This window comes from Burkholderia sp. RF2-non_BP3 (genome assembly GCF_001522185.1).
GTDB lineage: Bacteria > Pseudomonadota > Gammaproteobacteria > Burkholderiales > Burkholderiaceae > Burkholderia > Burkholderia diffusa.
Window position 1 is genome coordinate 1 of sequence record NZ_LOSU01000043.1, and the last position, 15,934, is coordinate 15,934.

The following is a 15,934-nucleotide window of genomic DNA, read 5'->3' on the forward strand; positions in this document are numbered from 1 at the left end:
ATGGTCAAGCGCGATGCGAAGCGCGGGCTGGCGTCGCTGTGCATCGGCGGCGGGATGGGCGTCGCGCTTGCGGTCGAACGCGATTGAGCCAGATCTGACGATATTGCACGCGGGCGGCGCCGGCCAGCACCGCCCGCGTGCGCAGCAAGCTTCGCGCGGAACAAGCAGCCAACAACAAGCGCGATGTTCCGGTGCGCCGTGCCCGCCTCGCGGGCGCCAGCGCATCGCAGCGGTGGGGCGACAGCAGGTGCCATGCCGTCGCTCCGCATCATTGACTACTTTTTTGTCGGTAATTCATAGGATGACTAAGCGAATTGCAGTTGTGACTGGTGGAATGGGCGGCCTCGGCGAAGCGATCAGCATCCGGTTGAACGATGCGGGCCACCGGGTCGTCGTCACGTATTCGCCGAACAACGCGGGCGCCGATCGCTGGCTGACGGAAATGCATGCGGCCGGCCGCGAATTCCATGCGTATCCGGTGGACGTGGCCGATCACGATTCGTGCCAGGAGTGCATCGACAAGATCGCCCGGGACGTCGGCCCGGTCGACATCCTGGTGAACAACGCGGGCATCACGCGCGACATGACGCTGCGCAAGCTCGACAAGGTCAACTGGGATGCGGTGATCCGCACCAACCTCGATTCCGTGTTCAACATGACGAAGCCGGTCTGCGACGGCATGGTCGAGCGCGGCTGGGGACGCATCGTCAACATCTCGTCGGTCAACGGCTCGAAGGGCTCGGTCGGCCAGACCAACTACGCGGCCGCGAAGGCCGGCATGCACGGCTTCACGAAATCGCTCGCGCTCGAGATCGCGCGCAAGGGCGTGACGGTGAATACGGTATCGCCGGGCTATCTCGCGACGAAGATGGTGACGGCGATCCCGCAGGACATCCTCGATACGAAGATCCTTCCGCAGATTCCGGCGGGACGGCTCGGTCGACCCGAGGAAGTCGCGGCGCTGATCGCGTTTCTGTGCTCGGAGGAGGCCGGCTTCGTGACGGGCTCCAACATCGCGATCAACGGCGGCCAGCACATGCACTGACGCGCGGCGGCCCGGGCGGCGTTCGCGCGCGCGTCCGGGCCGTGCTCCCGCTGTATCCAGCGCCGGGGCGACGCGCCAAGCGCGCGGTGACGGATCACGGACGCAGGCTCGCCGCGCATGCGGCGGCCCGTGTGCGCCCGCGCTCCGGCCACCGCGTCGCGGCACGCGCGCCGCACCGGCCTCGCATTCCGGAGGAGGCATGGGTGACACCTGGATGGGACTCGCGATCGGCGGCTCGGCACTGGCCGTCGCGCTGACGATGGCGATCGCGCTTCACTGGCTCGAGCGGCGCCGCGCGCGGCTGCTGCGCAATTTCGATCATCGCGATTGCTGGCTCGTCGCGTACGGCAAGTGCCTCGCGCGCGGGCCGGCGCGTCGCACGCGCAGCGGCGCGCGCTGACGGCGGCGGTGCGGCAACGGCGCGTTCACGCGTCGTGCCGCATCGCGCACATTCGTGTGCCGTGTGCCGTGCGCGGGACGCCCGCGCTCAATTGCTGCTTTTCGCCGAGCCTTCGCCCGAATCGTTCTTGTGGAAGATCCGCTTCGTCGTGCGCTTGGTGGCATCCCAGCCCTCGCGCGACGCATGCGCGATGCCGTGGCCGACCGTCTTCGCGGCGCTCGCGGTCGCGTGGCCGAAGCTGCGCGCGGCCTCGCCGGTCTTGTGCGCGGCTTCCTTCGAATCGCGCTTGATGTCCTGCTTCACTTCCGACATGTCCGCGTGCGCGATCGGGCTGATCAGCGCGAGAACGAACGCGGTGCAAATGAACTGACGTGCTTTCACGACCTGGTTTCCTTGGGGCTAGTCATCGAGGGTCCGCGCGGCCGGCAGGCGGCGGAACGGGTACGCCGGCCGCCGATGCATCGAGCATCACCGCGGCGCGGCCGCCGAGCAGCACGCGCTCGCCGCAGCGCAGCGTGAAGCCGTACAGCACGGAGCGGTCGTCGCCGCCGATGCGCTCGGCGTCGACGGTCAGCGGCAGCTCGAACGTGTCGAGCCGATCGACGAACGCGTCGACGTTGCGCACGCTCGCCAGATAGCCGGCGCGCGGCCGCGCGGGTTCCGTCTGCGCGTGTTGCGTACCGACCAGCGCGCCATGCACGGCCATCGCCTGTGCCGCGTATTCGATTCCGCAGACCGATGCGAGCCGGCCGCGCGAGCGTAGCGGGTTGTGCGGATCGCGATGGCTCGTCGCGCTGCAGCGGATCCGCGCGGCATCCCATGCTTCGACGCGATCGAGCAAGCACATCGCGCCGTCGTGCGGAATGTGCGCGGCGATCCATGCGCGATCGAGCGTGGCCGTCGTCAGCGCAGGCATCGGCGTCGAGGCGGGCGTCGTCATGGCGCGTGCTCCGCCGTGGGATTCGCCGGCGCGATATCGACCTGCACGCGCGCATCTTCCAGATAATCGAGCACGACACTTGCCGTGCGCCGCGCGGCGAGCGCGTCGAGCAGCGGCAGTGCGCGCGCGGCCGGATTGCCGGTGCGCAGCGCGTCGAGCTCGGGGTTCGCGAGCGTCGTCACCGGCGCGTCGGTGAGCTGCACGTCGATGCGCGCGAGCGTGCGTTCGCTCGCGTCGGGCGCGAGCACGAGCGCGACGCCGAATGCGTCGACGATCGGCCGTACCGCGCGCAGCGGCTCCGGATAGTCGGTGTCGTAGGCGATCAGCAGGCTTGGCACGCGATCGACCGCGACCTGGCACACGCTCTCGAGCAGGCCCGCGGCAAAGCTGCCGTCGTGCGCGCACAGCACGTTCGACGTCGCCATCGCGCGGGTCGCGATGCTCCAGTAGCCGGCCGGCGCGTTGTGCACGGAGTTGTGAAAGCGCGTGGGCGACAGGTGACGATCGTCGCCGGCGAGGGTCTCGCAGATCGCGTGGCAGTTCTGGCCGTCGCCGCCGGACGCGCTGAACACCGTCGCGAGCGTGGCGGCATCGCGCCCGCTCGCGGCCGCCGCCTCGAGGCCGACCGCCAGCGCGACGCGCACGACGGGGCCGGTGCGGCGGCGTTCCGCCGGCGGCAGGCTGGCGGGCGGCGGCAGCGCGGTGCGCGTGCTCGCATAGGCCGCGCGGCCCGCGAGCACGTCGGCCGCGTGCGGCCAGTCGTTCAGTCCCGGCCCGACGAGGCCGACGCTTTCGATGAAGGCGGTGAGGGTCATGTCGGCTCCCCGCGGCGGGCATGCTCGGCGCGGCCGAGGATCAGGCTGCAGTTCGTGCCGCCGAATCCGAACGAATTCGACAGGACCGCACGCACGCGGGCGTCGCGGCTCGCGAGCACGTAGTCGGCGGCCAGCGCCGGGTCGGGTTGCGTCGTGTTGACGCCGGCCGGCACGAACTGCTCGCGCAGCGCGAGCGCGGCGACGACCGCTTCGAGCGCGCCGGCCGCGCCGAGCGTGTGACCGGTCGCCCCCTTCGTCGAGCTGCACGGCGTGCGCGTGAGCAGCGCGCCCACGGCGCGGCTTTCGGCGGCATCGTTGCTGGGCGTCGCGGTGCCGTGCAGATTCACGTAGTCGATGTCGCCTGCAGCGAGGCCGGCGGAGGCGAGCGCCTGTTCGATCGCGAGCCGGGCACCGAGCCCTTCCGGATGCGGCGACGACATGTGATGCGCATCGCTCGATTCGCCGACGCCGAGCAGCAGGATCGCGTCGTCGTCGAGGGCGGCGCGTGAATCCGGCACGCGTTCGAGCAGCGCGAACGCAGCCGCTTCGCCGATCGAGATCCCGTCGCGCGCGACGTCGAACGGCCGGCACGGCCGGCGCGACAGCAGTTCGAGCGAATTGAAGCCGTACAGCGTCGTCAGGCACAGCGAATCGACGCCGCCGACGACGGCCGCGTCGATCAGCCCCGCTTCGATCATCCGTCGCGCGGAGCCGAATACCTTCGCGCCGGACGAACACGCGGACGAGATCGCCATCGCCGGCCCGCGCAGCGCGAAATACGCGCGCACGAATGCGGCCGGCGAATACGGGTTGTGCGTGTTTGCATAGCGGAAGCCGGCGGGCAGCGCGCCGTTCGCCGGATCGCGTTGCGCGTATGCGCGCTCGGTTTCGAGGATGCCGGACGTGCTCGTGCCGATGAACACGCCGACGCGCGCGGCGCCATGGCGCGCCACGGCCGCCGCGACGCGCGCGTCGAAGCCGTCCTGGACGAGGCCGAGTTGCGCGAGGCGGTTGTTGCGGCAGTCGAAGTCGGCGAGATCCGTGCGCACGGGATGTGTATCGACACCGTCCACGGCGCCGATCCAGGTGTCGAGATCGGCGCGTTCGAAGTCGCACGGCGTGAGCCCGCCGCGTGCGTTGCGCAGCGCGTCGAGGGTCGCGTCGAGGCCGCTGCCGATGCAACTGGTGGCGGTGAAGTGCGAGAGCAGGAGAGGTTTCACGAGGGTCGTATCCGGTGGCCGGAACGGGCGCCGCAGCGGGGCTGGCGGGCGCGCCGGGCATGGTCAGATTTTATCAAACGGGGGTGCCGGCATGCCCGGCTGGCCGGGCGGTTCGGGCGCGAGCGCGGCGCGCAGCGTGGTCCAGTGCAGCTGCGCATCGGCGGCCGCGCGCAGCAGCGCCGGCAGCACGTCGAGCACGACCGGTTCGCCGCGCGCGTCGCGTGCCGCGTGGCCGTCGTGCACGAGCAGGATGTCGCGCGGCGCCAGTCCGTCGAGCAGGCGGCGCGTGACGATGTCCGCGTCGCGCGCGCGCGTGTCGAAGCCGCGGCGCGTCCAGCTGGCGAGCTGCAGGCCGAGCTCGCACAGCACCGGCTCGAGAAACGGATTGCGCAGGCCGGCCGGCGCGCGGAAGAAGCGCGGGCGCGTGCCGGCGATCTCGGTCAGCGTCTGCTGCGCGGCCGCGATTTCGCGCCGCAGCGCGGCGGGCCCCGACAGCGAGAACGTATGCCGGTGCCGCTGGCTGTGATTCTCGACCGCATGGCCGCGCGCGACGATCGCTTCGATCCACTTCGGATGGCGGCGCGCGAGATCGCCGATGCAGAAGAACGTCGCGCGCGCATCGTGACGATCTAGCAGGTCGAGCACGCGCGGCGTGACGTCGGGGTCCGGGCCGTCGTCGATCGTCAGCGCGATCCGGCGGCCGGCGCCGGCCGGCAGGCGCGTCCAGTTCGGTCCGAGCAGCGCGCTGCGCGGCCACAGGCCGGCGGCGGTCAGCGCGAGATGCGACGCGACCACGCCGCCGGCGGCCCACGGCCACGCAGCCGGTTGCGCGACGACCGTCGCGAGCGCACCCGCGTGCAACGCCGCGGCGCCCGCGATCAGCGGCGTCGGTTTCCAGCGGCGCGCATCGCCGGGCAGCCGAGGTGGAATGGACGACGGCGCGTTCATGCGCGGGCTCCTGTCAGGTCGGGACGAGCGCTGCTCGTCGCCGCGGCGCGCGGCGCGAGAATCGCGGCGAATGCGAGCGCGAGCATCGCGCCGGGGCCGACGGTCAGCCCGAAGGTTTCGAGCAGCGGCACGCGCGACAGCGCGAGCAGGCCGAAGCCGGCGACCGTCGCGAGGTTCGCGATCAGCAGCGACACGAGCGTGTACGGCGTGACCGGTTGCGCATCGTCGCGCTTGCAGAAGAACAGTGCATAGTTCGAGCCGACCGCGACGATCAGCAGCATCCCGACGAGATGCAGGATGGTCAGCGGCACGCCGGCGAGCGCGAAGCCGGCCGTCACCACCAGCACGGCCGCGACCAGCGGCGCGAGCGCGCGCACGACGCGGCGCGGCGAGCGCAGCGCGATCAGCAGCAGCACGGCGATCGCCGCGAAACCCGCGAGCGACAGCCGGATGTCCTCGTGCACATAGTTCACGTACAGGCGGTCGGCCTCGGCCTTCATGTCGACGAACAGCGCATCGGGCACGCCGGCGCGCGCGACGGCCGCGCGGATCGGCGCGGCATCGAGCGTCGGCGCCGACGCCGCCGAAGCTGAGCGTGCGGCATCCGGCGCGCGCAGCGGCAACATCGCGCTCCAGCGGCCCGCGCGTTCGGTCAGCAGCGCGTCGACGGCGAGCGCCATCGACGTGCCGCGCAGGTCCGCGCGCGTGATCGGCGGCGCGTGGCGTGCGGCTTCGACATCGGCGATGAACGGTGCGAACAGCTCGGGCCGCACCGAGATCGGCTGGTTCGCGACGGCCGCACGCATGCGCGCGGCGAGCACGTCGGCGTCCGGCAGGCTCGCCTGGCGCGCGCGCTGCGCGGCGTCGCTCGGCAGGTAGCGCGCGGGACTTTCGAAGCCCGCGAGCGTGCCGCGATCGACGAGCGGCTGCAATTGCGCGGCGACCTGTTCCGCGCGTTCGAGCGCGGCCTGTTCGGTCGGCGCGGAAATCACGACGAGGTAGCGCACGTCCGGCGCGCCGACATCGGCGCGCAGGCGGGCGTCGAGGGCCTGCGCGCGGGCGGGGACGGGGCTCAGCGCCGCAAGCTCGCGGCTCCACAGGCCGTCGCGATGCAGCACGAGCGTCGCGCACGCGGCGAGCACGAGCACGGCGAGCGGCCAGCGCAGCCGCGGCGCCGCGGCGGCCGCACGCGCGAGCACCGCGCCGACGCGCGACACGTCGCGAATCGCGATGTGCTCGCCGCGCAGGTGAGGCAGCACGAAGCGCGTGACGAGCGCGGCGGCCGTCAGCCCGGCGATCGAGTACAGCCCGAGCTGCACGAGGCCCGGAAAACCGGAGAACAGCATCGACGCGAAGCCGCACACGGACGTCAGCACGCCGAGCCGGATCGTCGGCCAGTACGCGGCGACCCATGCGCGCGTCGCGTCGGTGGGCCGCGCGGTGCCGCGCGCGCCGACCTGCGCCGATTGCACGAACAGGTAGATCGAATAGTCGACGGCTTCGCCGATCAGCGTCGTACCGAAGCCGAGCGTCAGCCCGTGGACCGTGCCGAACGCGACGCTGACCGCCGCGATGCCGGCCGCGATGCCCGTCAGCACCGGCAGCAGCCCCAGCGCGAGCGTGCGCGGCGAGCGGTACAGCGTCAGCAGTAGCGCGACGATCAGCACGACGCTCGCCGTCGACAGCCGCTCGACGTCGCGCCGGATCGTGTCGCGCGTGTCGACCGAGAACACGCCGGGGCCGGTCATCGCGAGCGTGTACGCGGCGCGGTTCGGCAGCGCCTGCGTCGCGGCGGAGAACGCGCGGCGCACCGCGTCGATCGCGCGCGCCTGCGCGTCGGTGTCGGAGCCGGCGGCGGCCGTCTGCACGACCAGCACCGCGCGCGTGCCGTCGCGCGACGCCCACACGCCGTCTCGCATCGCGGGCTGCGCGCCGCTGTCGAGCTGGTCGACGAGCGCGGTCACTTCGCCGGTCGGGTCGCGCGGCAACATCGCCTTCGCGACGAGACCCGCCGACGAACTCAGCAGGTCGAGGCTGTCGCCGAGCGCCTGGTGCAGGCCGTCCGCGCTGAAGCGTTGCGGCGAGACGGCCGGGCTCAGCAGGTAACGATGGTCGAACACGAATTGCCGGTCGCGCGCGTCGCTGACGGCTTCGCCGTTGTTGATCGCCGAGAATTGCCGGTCGGCGCGCAGCGTGCCGGCGACGCGCCGCGACAGCGCGGCGCGCGTGGCCGCATCGCCGCCGTCGATCGCGACGAGGATCAGCCGCGACACGATGCCGTCACGCAGTTGATCGACGAGCACGCGCTGCCCGGCGCTCGGCGCGCGCGGCAGGAACGCGGACAGGTCGGCCGTGAAATTTGCGCGGGCGATCGCGATCCCGCACGCGACGAGCGCGAGCAGCCACACGAGCACGGCCCGCTGCCGCCACGCGGACGGGCGGTGCGCGACAGGGGCGGTCGGCCGCGTGCGCTCGTCCATCACTTCGCCGGGACGGGTTGCAGGCGCATCGTCGAATGGTCGCCGTCGGCCTGCTGGATCGCGACGCTGCGCAACACGTCGCGCGAGCCTTCGAGCGTGATCGTGCTGACGACCTTCAGCATCCGCGAATCGAGCGGCGTGAGCATCAGCGTCCAGTCGTCGCCGCGACCGGCGAGCGCGACCTTGTAGACCTGCTCGAGCGCGTAGCGATTGCCGGCGAGCGTCGCGCGGATGCTGTCGATGAACGCGCCGAGCTCCGGATAGCGCGCGAGCGCGAGCGTGTATTTGCGGTTGTTGCGCTCGACGGTGAGCATGTCGCCGTCGACGACGAGATGTTCTGGCTTCGGACTGAGCGTGTGCTTCTCGAGGTGGTCGGGCGCGACGAACACGAGTTCGCCCGACGATTCGAGCGGTTGCGCGGCGATCGACAGCGACTTCGTCTCGGTGAACGTCGCGCGTCCGGACTTGTGCTGCGCGAGCGTCGACATCAGCCGGTCGAGGGTCCACGCCGAACCGGTGTCGGCCGCGTGCACGGGCAGCGCGAGCGCGACGGCGGCCGCGATGGCGAACGTGCGCGCCGAGCGGCGCAGCGCGGGCGCGGACGGCAGCGGGAGCAGCGACAGGAAGCGGAGAACGGCGGTCATGCGTCGGAATCCCTCGTGGCGGACAGGCCGGCGCACGCGCGCGCATCGTCGCGGCGCGCGGCGGCCGTGCCGGTCTGCCAGAAATCGAAATAGTTGAACCAGTTGTACGGGGCCGCGCGGCAATACTTGTCGAGCAGCGCGACGTAGCGCGCGAGCGCGGCGTCGACGGCCGCCGCGCGCGCGTCGCGGCGCACGTCGGAGAAATCGGCGAGTGTCTCGAAGTGCACGTCGTAGCGGTTGCCGTCGCGATAGAGGCCCGTCATGAACAGCACCGGGCGCCGCAGCATCGCGGCCATGTACAGCGGCCCGAGCGGAAACGCGGCCGATGCGCCGAGCAGCGGCAGCCGCCGCAGCGAGGTTGCCGCATCGTCGAGCAGCGTGCGGTCGGCGAGCATGCCGACCATGCAGTTCGCGTCGAGACGCTCGCGCACCTTCAGCATCGAGTCGACCTGCCCGAGCGGAATCACTTCCGGTTTCGCGGCCGGGTTCACGGCGGCGAGCGTCGCGTTGATCTTGCGCGCGTTCTCTTCGAACATCGTGACGACGACGCGCAGGTCCGGGCGCGTGCGGCCGATCGCGCGCACGACTTCGAAGCTGCCGAGGTGCGCGCCCATCAGGAATGCGCCGCGTCCGCCCGCGAGCGCGTCGTCAACCTGCGTTTCGCCATGCAGCCGGATGTCGAACAGGTCGAAGCGGCCGTTCATCAGGTAGATGCGGTCGTGGATCGTCGCGGCGAACGTGAACACGTGCCGATACACGTCGCGCCAGCGCGCGGGACGGCCGAGCGCGCGGCGCAGATAGTCGCGCGACGCCGAGCAGGCCGCCGGCGAGAACAGCACGAAATAGGTCGCGATGGCGTGCAGCACGACACGCGACGGCTGCCGGCCGAACCGCAGCGAGATCCAGGTCATCGCGCGCAGCAACGCTGCGTTGCTGCGTTCCTGGCGCTCGGCCCACGCGGTGCGCTTCATGGCCGTGCACCGTCCTGCGCGGCGGCCGGCGCGGACAGCACGCCGGTGGCGACGTCGCGCGCGCCGGCGCGCAGCGTGAAGCGGATCGCGCCGCCGGCCGCCGCATCGAACGCGAGATCGAGCGGCTCGCCGGGCGCGACCGGGCTGAGGAATTTCGCGGAAGCCAGCCGCCACGTGTGCAGCGGGCGGTTCAGCGACGCGCCGAGCGCGGCGATCGCGTGATCGAGCAGCACGACGCCCGGCACGATCGGATGACCGGGGAAATGACCGGGCAGCGCCGGGTGATCGGCGGGAATCGTGAACGCGAGCGGCGCATCCGTCTCGGCGCGCGCGCTCGCGTCGGCCGCGGCGGCGCGCGTGTGCCGTGCGACGAGCGCGGCGAGCACGTCGCGCGGCAGCTTGCCCGTTTCGTTGCGCGGCAAGGCGTCGACGAACACGAGCGGACGCGGCATGAAGGCGGGATCGATCCGTTCGCGCAGCGCGCGCTGCAGGTCGGCCGCGGCGAGCGTCGGCGCGACCACGAGCGCGACGAGCCGCGTGACCGGTTCGCGGGTTGCATCGGCGTCGGCTGATGCGGCGTCGTCCGGCATGAAGAACACGCCGTCGACGACGTCGGCGATCGCGTTCAGTTGGTGATTCAGATAGGCGAGCGACGTGCGCTTGCCCGCGATGTTGACGAGGTCCGCCTTGCGGCCGTGCAGCAGGAACCGGCCGTCGCCGAGCAGTTCGAGCGCGTCGCCCATCGGCACGGGGGTTTCGACGTGTCCGCCCGACGCCCACACGGTCGGGCCGCTGTCGTCGCCCGCGGCGTCGCGGCCCGGCCCGTCCTGTGCCGCGCGCGCGTCGAGGCGGATGCCGGGGAACAGCTGCCACGTCGCGCCCTGCGACGTGCGGCGCGTCGCGATCTGGCCGGTCTCGGTGCTGCCGTAGATCTCGACGAGCGGCGCATCGAGCGCGGCCTCGGCTTCGCACGCGAGCTTTTCCGACAGCGGCGCGGTGGCCGACAGCACGAGCGCGGCCGGCGGCAGCGCATGGCCGGCCGACAGCAGCGCGCGCAGGTGAATCGGCGACGTGACGAGCACGCGCGGCTGCGGGATCGCGGCGAGTTCGTCGCGAATGTCGACGGGGTAGAACGGCTGGCGGTTGCTGAATGCGAGGCCGCCGATCAGCGCGAGCAGCACCGTCGACTCGAAGCCGTACATGTGTTGCGCGGGCACGGTGCCGATCAGCGTGGCCGCGCGGCCGTCGAGCAGGCCGAGGCGGTCGGCCGCCGCGCGCACGCAGCCGACCAGGAAGCCCCAGGTCTTGCGGTGCGGCACCGGCGCGCCGGTCGAGCCGGACGTGAACACGTACGCCATGATGCGCGACGCGTCGATCCGCGGCACCGCGAACGGCGCGTCGTCGAGGCGGTCGCCGGGTGCGGCGTCCGGATAGGCGAAGCGCGGCAGGTCGATCGCGCAGTCCGGCGCGTCGTGCAGACAGAACGCGTCCGGTGCGAACGACGCGAGCTGGCGCACCATCTCCGGCGTGTGCGTCGACGGCAGCAGGCTGATCCTGCCGGCGACGAGCGCCGCGCACAGGCTGACCGCGAAGCGGTAGCGATCGCGGCACACGTTGAACACGTGGCCGCCGGCGGGCAGTGCGGCGGCCACGCGCGCGACGTCGGCGACGAACGCGCGCACGCTGACGGGCGTGCCGTCGCGCCAGGCGATCGTCTGGTCCGGCGAGGAATGGAACACCAGCGGGTAAGTCGGCATAAATCGGCTGAAGCGGGAGACGGTGGCCGGCGCGGCCGCGATGCGGCGCCGCGCCGGCCATGAATTCATCGTGACGGCTGGGTCGACGCGCGGTATGCGCGCACCGCGTCGACCATCCGCGGCCGCGCGTCGTGCGGCAGCGCAAAGCGCCGGCACGCATGCTCGGCCGCGAACATCACGGCGACGAGCGGCAGCGACAGGTAGTTCGCGAACGTCGACCACGCGACGATCGGCGCGGTCGCGAACAGCAGCGTCGACACGGTGGCGATCGCGACGAAGAACAGCGTCCATGCGAGCGTGATGCGCCGCGTGTAGCGCGCGACGGCCGGCGAGATCGTGCCGTGGATCATCGTCGCGAAGCGCGTGCACAGCGGCACCTGGCCGGCCGCGAGCGTGCGGCCGAACAGCAGCGCCATCGCGAGGTTGAAGCTCGCGTGCTCCAGATACAGGCCCCATTCGAAATGACGCGCGAGCGGGGCGCGCGCGGCCCACAGCGCGGCGGCGGCGAGCAGCCACGCCGGCACGAGCCATGCCCGCTTCGGCGAGCGCAGTGCTGCGCCGAGCGCGAGCAGCAGCGGCGGCACGAGCGCCATCGCGAGGCCGAAGCCGTGTGCGCCGGGTGTCGCGGCCGCGTAGTGCGCGCCGATCTGGTACGCCGCCACCGCAGCGACCGCGCCGACGCCGCGTGCGATGCCGAGCGGCGAGCTCATCGCGGCGCTCCGGGCGCGCGGCGCGTGCGCGCATTGCCGTCGTCCGTCGCGGCACGGCGGCGGACGGGCGGGCAAACCGGGGCGAGGCGAATGGACGGGCGCGGCATGGCTGCTGGAAACATCGGGCGGATCGGGGGCCGGACGCGTTCGTCGGGCCGTCAAACATCATATGAATGGTGGCCGGGACGCGTGTCCGGGCCGGCTGTCATGCACGCACATTTTAGGGCCGCGGCGCGGCGGTTCGAGGTCGGCGCAGCCGGGTTTTGTAACCGAATGTATGGCAGCGAACTGAACCTTTCGCGGCGGCGATTCATTTCCGCCCGAAGCGGCTCAAGCGTCTGCTGCGATCGGGGCCCGAAACCGGCCGCGGCGGGGGCCTTCAGTCTGTAACCATTCCCCGTATACGTGCCGATACCCATCGTCTAGAATCCGCGTAACTTTTACAAACGACCCCCAATAACGCAGGCGGGGAAGCCGGCAGATGCCGGAGGGACGGAGATTGGCGCGCGCTTCGCACGCGCCGGGCGTGCACGACGATTGCCGTTTCCGGGCGCCTCCCGCTGCCATCGGCCGCCTGCCCGCAAGCATGATGAACGCACTGGAACAAGAGCTCGCCACGCTGATCATCGGCGAACTGAATCTCGAAGACGTCCCGCTCGAAACGGTGACGGCCGGGACCCCGCTGTATGGCGAGGGCTTCGGGCTCGACTCCATCGACATCCTGGAAATCGCGCTGCTGATCTCGAAGAAATACGGCTTCGAGCTGCGCTCGGACAATCCGGACAACCAGAAGATCTTCGCGACGCTCGGCGCGCTTGCCGAGTACGTCGCCGCGCATCGCACCAAGTGACGGCGGCGCGCGCGAACGCGACGCGGCACGCAGACGATGACGGCACGCGGCGGCGGCCGCTGGACGAAACACGGCCGCGTCGATCGAGAGGAAACGCGATGAACGGAGCAAGGCGATGCGGGCGCTCGTAACGGGCGGCAGCGGCGCACTCGGGCAGGCGATCTGCACGGCGCTCGCGCAGGCCGGCCACGAAGTCTGGGTGCACGCGAACCGGAATCTCGCGCAGGCGGAGGCGGTCGCGCAGCAGATCGTCGTGGCCGGCGGCACCGCGCACGCGCTTGCATTCGACGTGACCGACGCAGATGCGACGCTCGCCGCGCTCGCGCCGTTCATCGACGACGCACCGGTGCAGATCCTCGTCAACAACGCGGGCATTCACGACGACGCACCAATGGCCGGCATGTCGCGCCGGCAATGGCACAGCGTGATCGACGTGACGCTCAACGGTTTTTTCAACGTGACGCAGCCGTTGCTGCTGCCGATGATCCGCACGCGGCGCGGCCGGATCGTCAACATCGCGTCGGTCGCCGGCGTGACCGGCAACCGCGGGCAGGTCAACTACGCGGCCGCGAAGGCGGGGCTGATCGGCGCGACGAAGTCGCTGTCGCTGGAGCTCGCGTCGCGCGGCATCACGGTGAATGCGGTCGCGCCCGGCATCATCGAATCGCCGATGGCCGACCCTGCATTTCCCGCCGAACGGATCAAGCAGCTCGTGCCGGCGCAACGCGCGGGCCGGCCCGACGAAGTCGCGGCGATGGTCGCGTATCTGGTATCCGATGCGGCTGCTTATGTGACGGGACAGGTGCTGTCCGTCAACGGCGGGCTTGCATGACGACGCGCGCGGCGTCGGCCTGACGCGAAGCAACGGCGCGCAACGCGGCGCGTGGCCACGATGCCGCGAGCCCGCATCGCATAGTGAGGAAATCGAAGTGTCAGTGCATCCAGTCGACGCCGAACGGCGAGCGTATTCCCTGTCGTCCGCCACGACCGCGGTCGCGCGCGAACACATGACGGGCGGAGCCGCCGCATCGCGCGCGGGCATCTCGCCCGCGGCGAACGGCGACAACCGGGCGCTGCGACTCGTCCAGGTGGATCATGCGCGGCTGGCTGCGCTGCTGCACGCTGCGCGGCAGCGGGGCGACGCATTCGGCCGCGTGTTTCCCGGCGCGCTGGGTGCGGTCTGCATCGGCGCGGCCGGCGCGCCGACCGATGCGATGGCCCGCATGCTCGCCGCCGCCGCGCCCGACCTGCCGCTCGCACCGGTGCAGATGGCGCTGCTCGACGCGGGCGGCCACGCACGCGCCGGCGCGGTCTGCGAAATCTGGCAGTGCGACGCGCCCGACCTGCGCAGCGAGCGACGCGGCGCGCTGCAGTATCGCTTCAGCGAAACGGCCGGGCTCGTATTCGGCAGCATCGTCGTGCAGGAAGAGCAGGAAGCGGCCGATGCCGATCGCGACGGCGGCACGCCGCTCGAGCGCGCGACGCACGATGCATACCGCGCGCTGTTCGACGCGCTCGATGCACTCGGTATCGCGCATCCGCTGCGAATCTGGAATACCGTGCCCGCGATCAACGCGCTGCAGTTCGGGATCGAGCGCTATCGTCAGTTCAATATCGGCAGGCAGCGCGCGTTCGACGCGTGCCGTCGCGCGCTCACGGGCAGCGTGCCGGCGGCCTGCGCGCTCGGCTCGGTCGTGCCCGTCGCGGGCGACACGCCGCCGGCCGCGCCGCTCGCGATCCATTTCATCGCGACCCGCACGCCGGCCGATCCGGTCGAGAATCCGCGCCAGGTCAGCGCGTATCACTACCCGGCGGAGTACGGCCCGCGCGCGCCGACGTTCGCGCGCGCGGCCGCGTGGCCCGGCGACGATGCCGCGCCGTTGCTGTTCGTGTCGGGCACCGCCAGCATCGTCGGGCATCGCACCGTGCATCGCGGCGACGTCGTCGCGCAAACGCGCGAGACCATCGCGAACCTGGCCGCCGTGCTCGAGCAGGCCGCGCGGCAAGGGCACGGCCCGTTCGCGCTCGCCGACCTGAACTACCGCGTCTACGTGCGCGACACCGGCGATGCCGCGGCGCTCGCCGCGATCGAACGCGCGCTGCGCGATGCGGCGGGCCCCGGCGTGCGGCCGTTGTTCGTCCACGCGGACGTGTGCCGCGACGATCTGCTGGTCGAGATCGAAGCGAGCGTCGGCCATCCGCTGGAGCACCTGTCGTGAAGCGCGCGGCCCTTTCACTGCGCGAACGCGGCGTCGACGAAGCCTGTCGGCAGTCGCCTGCAGGTCATAAACTTTTGTCAGGATTCCCGTCTTCGCAATCGGCCGTTCCCATGTCCAAGCTGCACGCCTCGTCCACTCATCTCGTACTGATTCCGAGCTACAACCCGGGCGTCAAGGTCGACACGACCGTGCGCAACGCCCGCGCGCAGTGGAACCCGGTGTGGGTCGTCGTCGACGGCAGCACCGACGGCAGCGCCGAGCGGCTGCAGGCGATGGCCGAGCGCGACCCCGGGCTGCGCGTGATCGTGCTGCCGGAGAACCGCGGCAAGGGCGCCGCGGTGCTGGCCGGGCTCGACGCGGCGGCCGCAAGCGGCTTCACGCACGTGCTGACGATGGACTCCGACGGCCAGCACCCGGCCGACCTGATTCCCGAATTCATGGCCGCGTCGCAGGCGGCGCCGGACGCGATGGTGCTGGGCCTGCCGAAGTTCGACGCGAGCGCGCCGCAACTGCGCGTGCAGGGCCGGCGGCTGTCGAACGGATGGGCCGACCTCGAGACGCTATGGGCCGGAATCGGCGATTCGCTGTACGGCTTTCGCGTGTACCCGGTCGCGCCGCTCGCCGCGATCATGCATCGCCAGCCGTGGATGCGCGGCTTCGACTTCGATCCGGAAGCGGCCGTGCGGCTGTGCTGGGCCGGGGTGCGGCCGATTCGCATCGAGGCGCCGGTGCGCTACTTCGGCGCGCACGAGGGCGGCGTGTCGCATTTTCACTATGGCCGCGACAACGTGCTGCTCGGGTGGATGCACGTGCGGCTCTTCGCCGGTTTCGTGGTGCGGCTGCCGATGCTGGTCGCGCGGCGGCTCACGCGCCGGTCGCGTTCGACGTTCAGCCGGTCATCCGGTCGCGGCGATTGATGAGCTGATTGCCGTCAA

At 71.6% G+C, this 15,934-nt stretch carries 16 protein-coding genes; 6 read left to right on the plus strand and 10 right to left on the minus strand.

Annotated elements, in window-relative coordinates; all coding sequences use genetic code 11:
- The first annotated feature begins 301 nt into the window (after positions 1 to 301).
- Together phbB and WS45_RS21925 are read left to right on the plus strand one after the other, a co-directional pair.
- Complete coding sequence (phbB, locus tag WS45_RS21920; protein WP_059528281.1) at positions 302 to 1,045, plus strand: acetoacetyl-CoA reductase; 744 nt, start codon at positions 302 to 304, stop codon at positions 1,043 to 1,045.
- A gap of 199 nt (positions 1,046 to 1,244) precedes the next feature.
- Positions 1,245 to 1,445, plus strand: a complete 201-nt coding sequence (locus WS45_RS21925) for a hypothetical protein (protein ID WP_059528278.1) — start codon at positions 1,245 to 1,247, stop codon at positions 1,443 to 1,445.
- A gap of 87 nt (positions 1,446 to 1,532) precedes the next feature.
- Here the strand turns inward: WS45_RS21925 and WS45_RS21930 are convergent, their stop codons facing one another.
- The 10 genes from WS45_RS21930 to WS45_RS21975 all read right to left on the minus strand — a co-directional run bounded on the left by WS45_RS21930 (position 1,533) and on the right by WS45_RS21975 (position 11,930).
- Complete coding sequence (locus WS45_RS21930; protein ID WP_059701668.1) at positions 1,533 to 1,826, minus strand: hypothetical protein; 294 nt, start codon at positions 1,824 to 1,826, stop codon at positions 1,533 to 1,535.
- A 22-nt stretch (positions 1,827 to 1,848) separates the two neighbouring features.
- Positions 1,849 to 2,385, minus strand: a complete 537-nt coding sequence (locus WS45_RS21935) for a hotdog family protein (RefSeq protein ID WP_059701670.1) — start codon at positions 2,383 to 2,385, stop codon at positions 1,849 to 1,851.
- Positions 2,382 to 3,200: a beta-ketoacyl synthase chain length factor gene (locus tag WS45_RS21940; protein WP_059701672.1), complete on the minus strand. Its 819-nt coding sequence runs from the start codon at positions 3,198 to 3,200 to the stop codon at positions 2,382 to 2,384. The genes WS45_RS21935 and WS45_RS21940 overlap by 4 nt, the downstream gene beginning before the upstream one ends.
- On the minus strand, positions 3,197 to 4,420 hold the full coding sequence (locus WS45_RS21945) for a beta-ketoacyl-[acyl-carrier-protein] synthase family protein (RefSeq protein ID WP_059701674.1): 1,224 nt from the start codon (positions 4,418 to 4,420) through the stop codon (positions 3,197 to 3,199). The genes WS45_RS21940 and WS45_RS21945 overlap by 4 nt, the downstream gene beginning before the upstream one ends.
- A 63-nt stretch (positions 4,421 to 4,483) precedes the next feature.
- On the minus strand, positions 4,484 to 5,368 hold the full coding sequence (locus WS45_RS21950) for a polysaccharide deacetylase family protein (protein WP_059701676.1): 885 nt from the start codon (positions 5,366 to 5,368) through the stop codon (positions 4,484 to 4,486).
- Positions 5,365 to 7,848, minus strand: a complete 2,484-nt coding sequence (locus WS45_RS21955; protein ID WP_059701678.1) for an MMPL family transporter — start codon at positions 7,846 to 7,848, stop codon at positions 5,365 to 5,367. The genes WS45_RS21950 and WS45_RS21955 overlap by 4 nt, the downstream gene beginning before the upstream one ends.
- On the minus strand, positions 7,848 to 8,492 hold the full coding sequence (locus WS45_RS21960; protein WP_059701680.1) for an outer membrane lipoprotein carrier protein LolA: 645 nt from the start codon (positions 8,490 to 8,492) through the stop codon (positions 7,848 to 7,850). Before WS45_RS21960 ends, WS45_RS21955 begins: the two co-directional genes overlap by 1 nt.
- On the minus strand, positions 8,489 to 9,463 hold the full coding sequence (locus WS45_RS21965; RefSeq protein WP_059701682.1) for an LpxL/LpxP family acyltransferase: 975 nt from the start codon (positions 9,461 to 9,463) through the stop codon (positions 8,489 to 8,491). The genes WS45_RS21960 and WS45_RS21965 overlap by 4 nt, the downstream gene beginning before the upstream one ends.
- Positions 9,460 to 11,220 (minus strand): AMP-binding protein, encoded by a 1,761-nt coding sequence (locus WS45_RS21970; protein WP_059701947.1) that lies wholly within the window; start codon positions 11,218 to 11,220, stop codon positions 9,460 to 9,462. The genes WS45_RS21965 and WS45_RS21970 overlap by 4 nt, the downstream gene beginning before the upstream one ends.
- 65 nt (positions 11,221 to 11,285) lie before the next feature.
- A complete protein-coding gene (locus WS45_RS21975) occupies positions 11,286 to 11,930 on the minus strand; it encodes a hypothetical protein (RefSeq protein WP_059701945.1) in 645 nt (214 codons plus the stop codon).
- Positions 11,931 to 12,519: 589 nt separating this feature from the next.
- On the opposite strand from WS45_RS21975, the gene WS45_RS21980 reads away from it, so the two are divergent.
- From WS45_RS21980 to WS45_RS21995, 4 genes are all read left to right on the plus strand, one after another.
- Positions 12,520 to 12,780: a phosphopantetheine-binding protein gene (locus WS45_RS21980; protein WP_059528344.1), complete on the plus strand. Its 261-nt coding sequence runs from the start codon at positions 12,520 to 12,522 to the stop codon at positions 12,778 to 12,780.
- 115 nt (positions 12,781 to 12,895) lie between these two features.
- A complete protein-coding gene (fabG, locus tag WS45_RS21985; protein ID WP_059701684.1) occupies positions 12,896 to 13,612 on the plus strand; it encodes a 3-oxoacyl-ACP reductase FabG in 717 nt (238 codons plus the stop codon).
- A 97-nt stretch (positions 13,613 to 13,709) separates the two neighbouring features.
- Positions 13,710 to 14,999 carry a chorismate transformation enzyme, FkbO/Hyg5 family gene (locus WS45_RS21990; RefSeq protein WP_059701949.1) on the plus strand — a complete coding sequence of 430 codons (1,290 nt, stop codon included), beginning with the start codon at positions 13,710 to 13,712 and terminating at the stop codon, positions 14,997 to 14,999.
- A gap of 110 nt (positions 15,000 to 15,109) precedes the next feature.
- Positions 15,110 to 15,916, plus strand: coding sequence for a glycosyltransferase family 2 protein (locus WS45_RS21995; RefSeq protein ID WP_059701686.1), 807 nt, complete (start codon positions 15,110 to 15,112; stop codon positions 15,914 to 15,916).
- Positions 15,917 to 15,934: the final 18 nt, after the last annotated feature.

Bases quoted from the DNA above. Each gene is read 5' to 3' on its own strand.
- phbB (WP_059528281.1), top strand. From the start codon at position 302: ATGACTAAGCGAATTGCAGTTGTGACTGGTGGAATGGGCGGCCTCGGC.
- WS45_RS21925 (WP_059528278.1), top strand. From the start codon at position 1,245: ATGGGTGACACCTGGATGGGACTCGCGATCGGCGGCTCGGCACTGGCC.
- WS45_RS21935 (WP_059701670.1), bottom strand. From the start codon at position 2,385: ATGACGACGCCCGCCTCGACGCCGATGCCTGCGCTGACGACGGCCACG.
- WS45_RS21940 (WP_059701672.1), bottom strand. From the start codon at position 3,200: ATGACCCTCACCGCCTTCATCGAAAGCGTCGGCCTCGTCGGGCCGGGA.
- WS45_RS21950 (WP_059701676.1), bottom strand. From the start codon at position 5,368: ATGAACGCGCCGTCGTCCATTCCACCTCGGCTGCCCGGCGATGCGCGC.
- WS45_RS21955 (WP_059701678.1), bottom strand. From the start codon at position 7,848: ATGGACGAGCGCACGCGGCCGACCGCCCCTGTCGCGCACCGCCCGTCC.
- WS45_RS21960 (WP_059701680.1), bottom strand. From the start codon at position 8,492: ATGACCGCCGTTCTCCGCTTCCTGTCGCTGCTCCCGCTGCCGTCCGCG.
- WS45_RS21965 (WP_059701682.1), bottom strand. From the start codon at position 9,463: ATGAAGCGCACCGCGTGGGCCGAGCGCCAGGAACGCAGCAACGCAGCG.
- WS45_RS21970 (WP_059701947.1), bottom strand. From the start codon at position 11,220: ATGCCGACTTACCCGCTGGTGTTCCATTCCTCGCCGGACCAGACGATC.
- WS45_RS21975 (WP_059701945.1), bottom strand. From the start codon at position 11,930: ATGAGCTCGCCGCTCGGCATCGCACGCGGCGTCGGCGCGGTCGCTGCG.
- WS45_RS21980 (WP_059528344.1), top strand. From the start codon at position 12,520: ATGAACGCACTGGAACAAGAGCTCGCCACGCTGATCATCGGCGAACTG.
- fabG (WP_059701684.1), top strand. From the start codon at position 12,896: ATGCGGGCGCTCGTAACGGGCGGCAGCGGCGCACTCGGGCAGGCGATC.
- WS45_RS21995 (WP_059701686.1), top strand. From the start codon at position 15,110: ATGTCCAAGCTGCACGCCTCGTCCACTCATCTCGTACTGATTCCGAGC.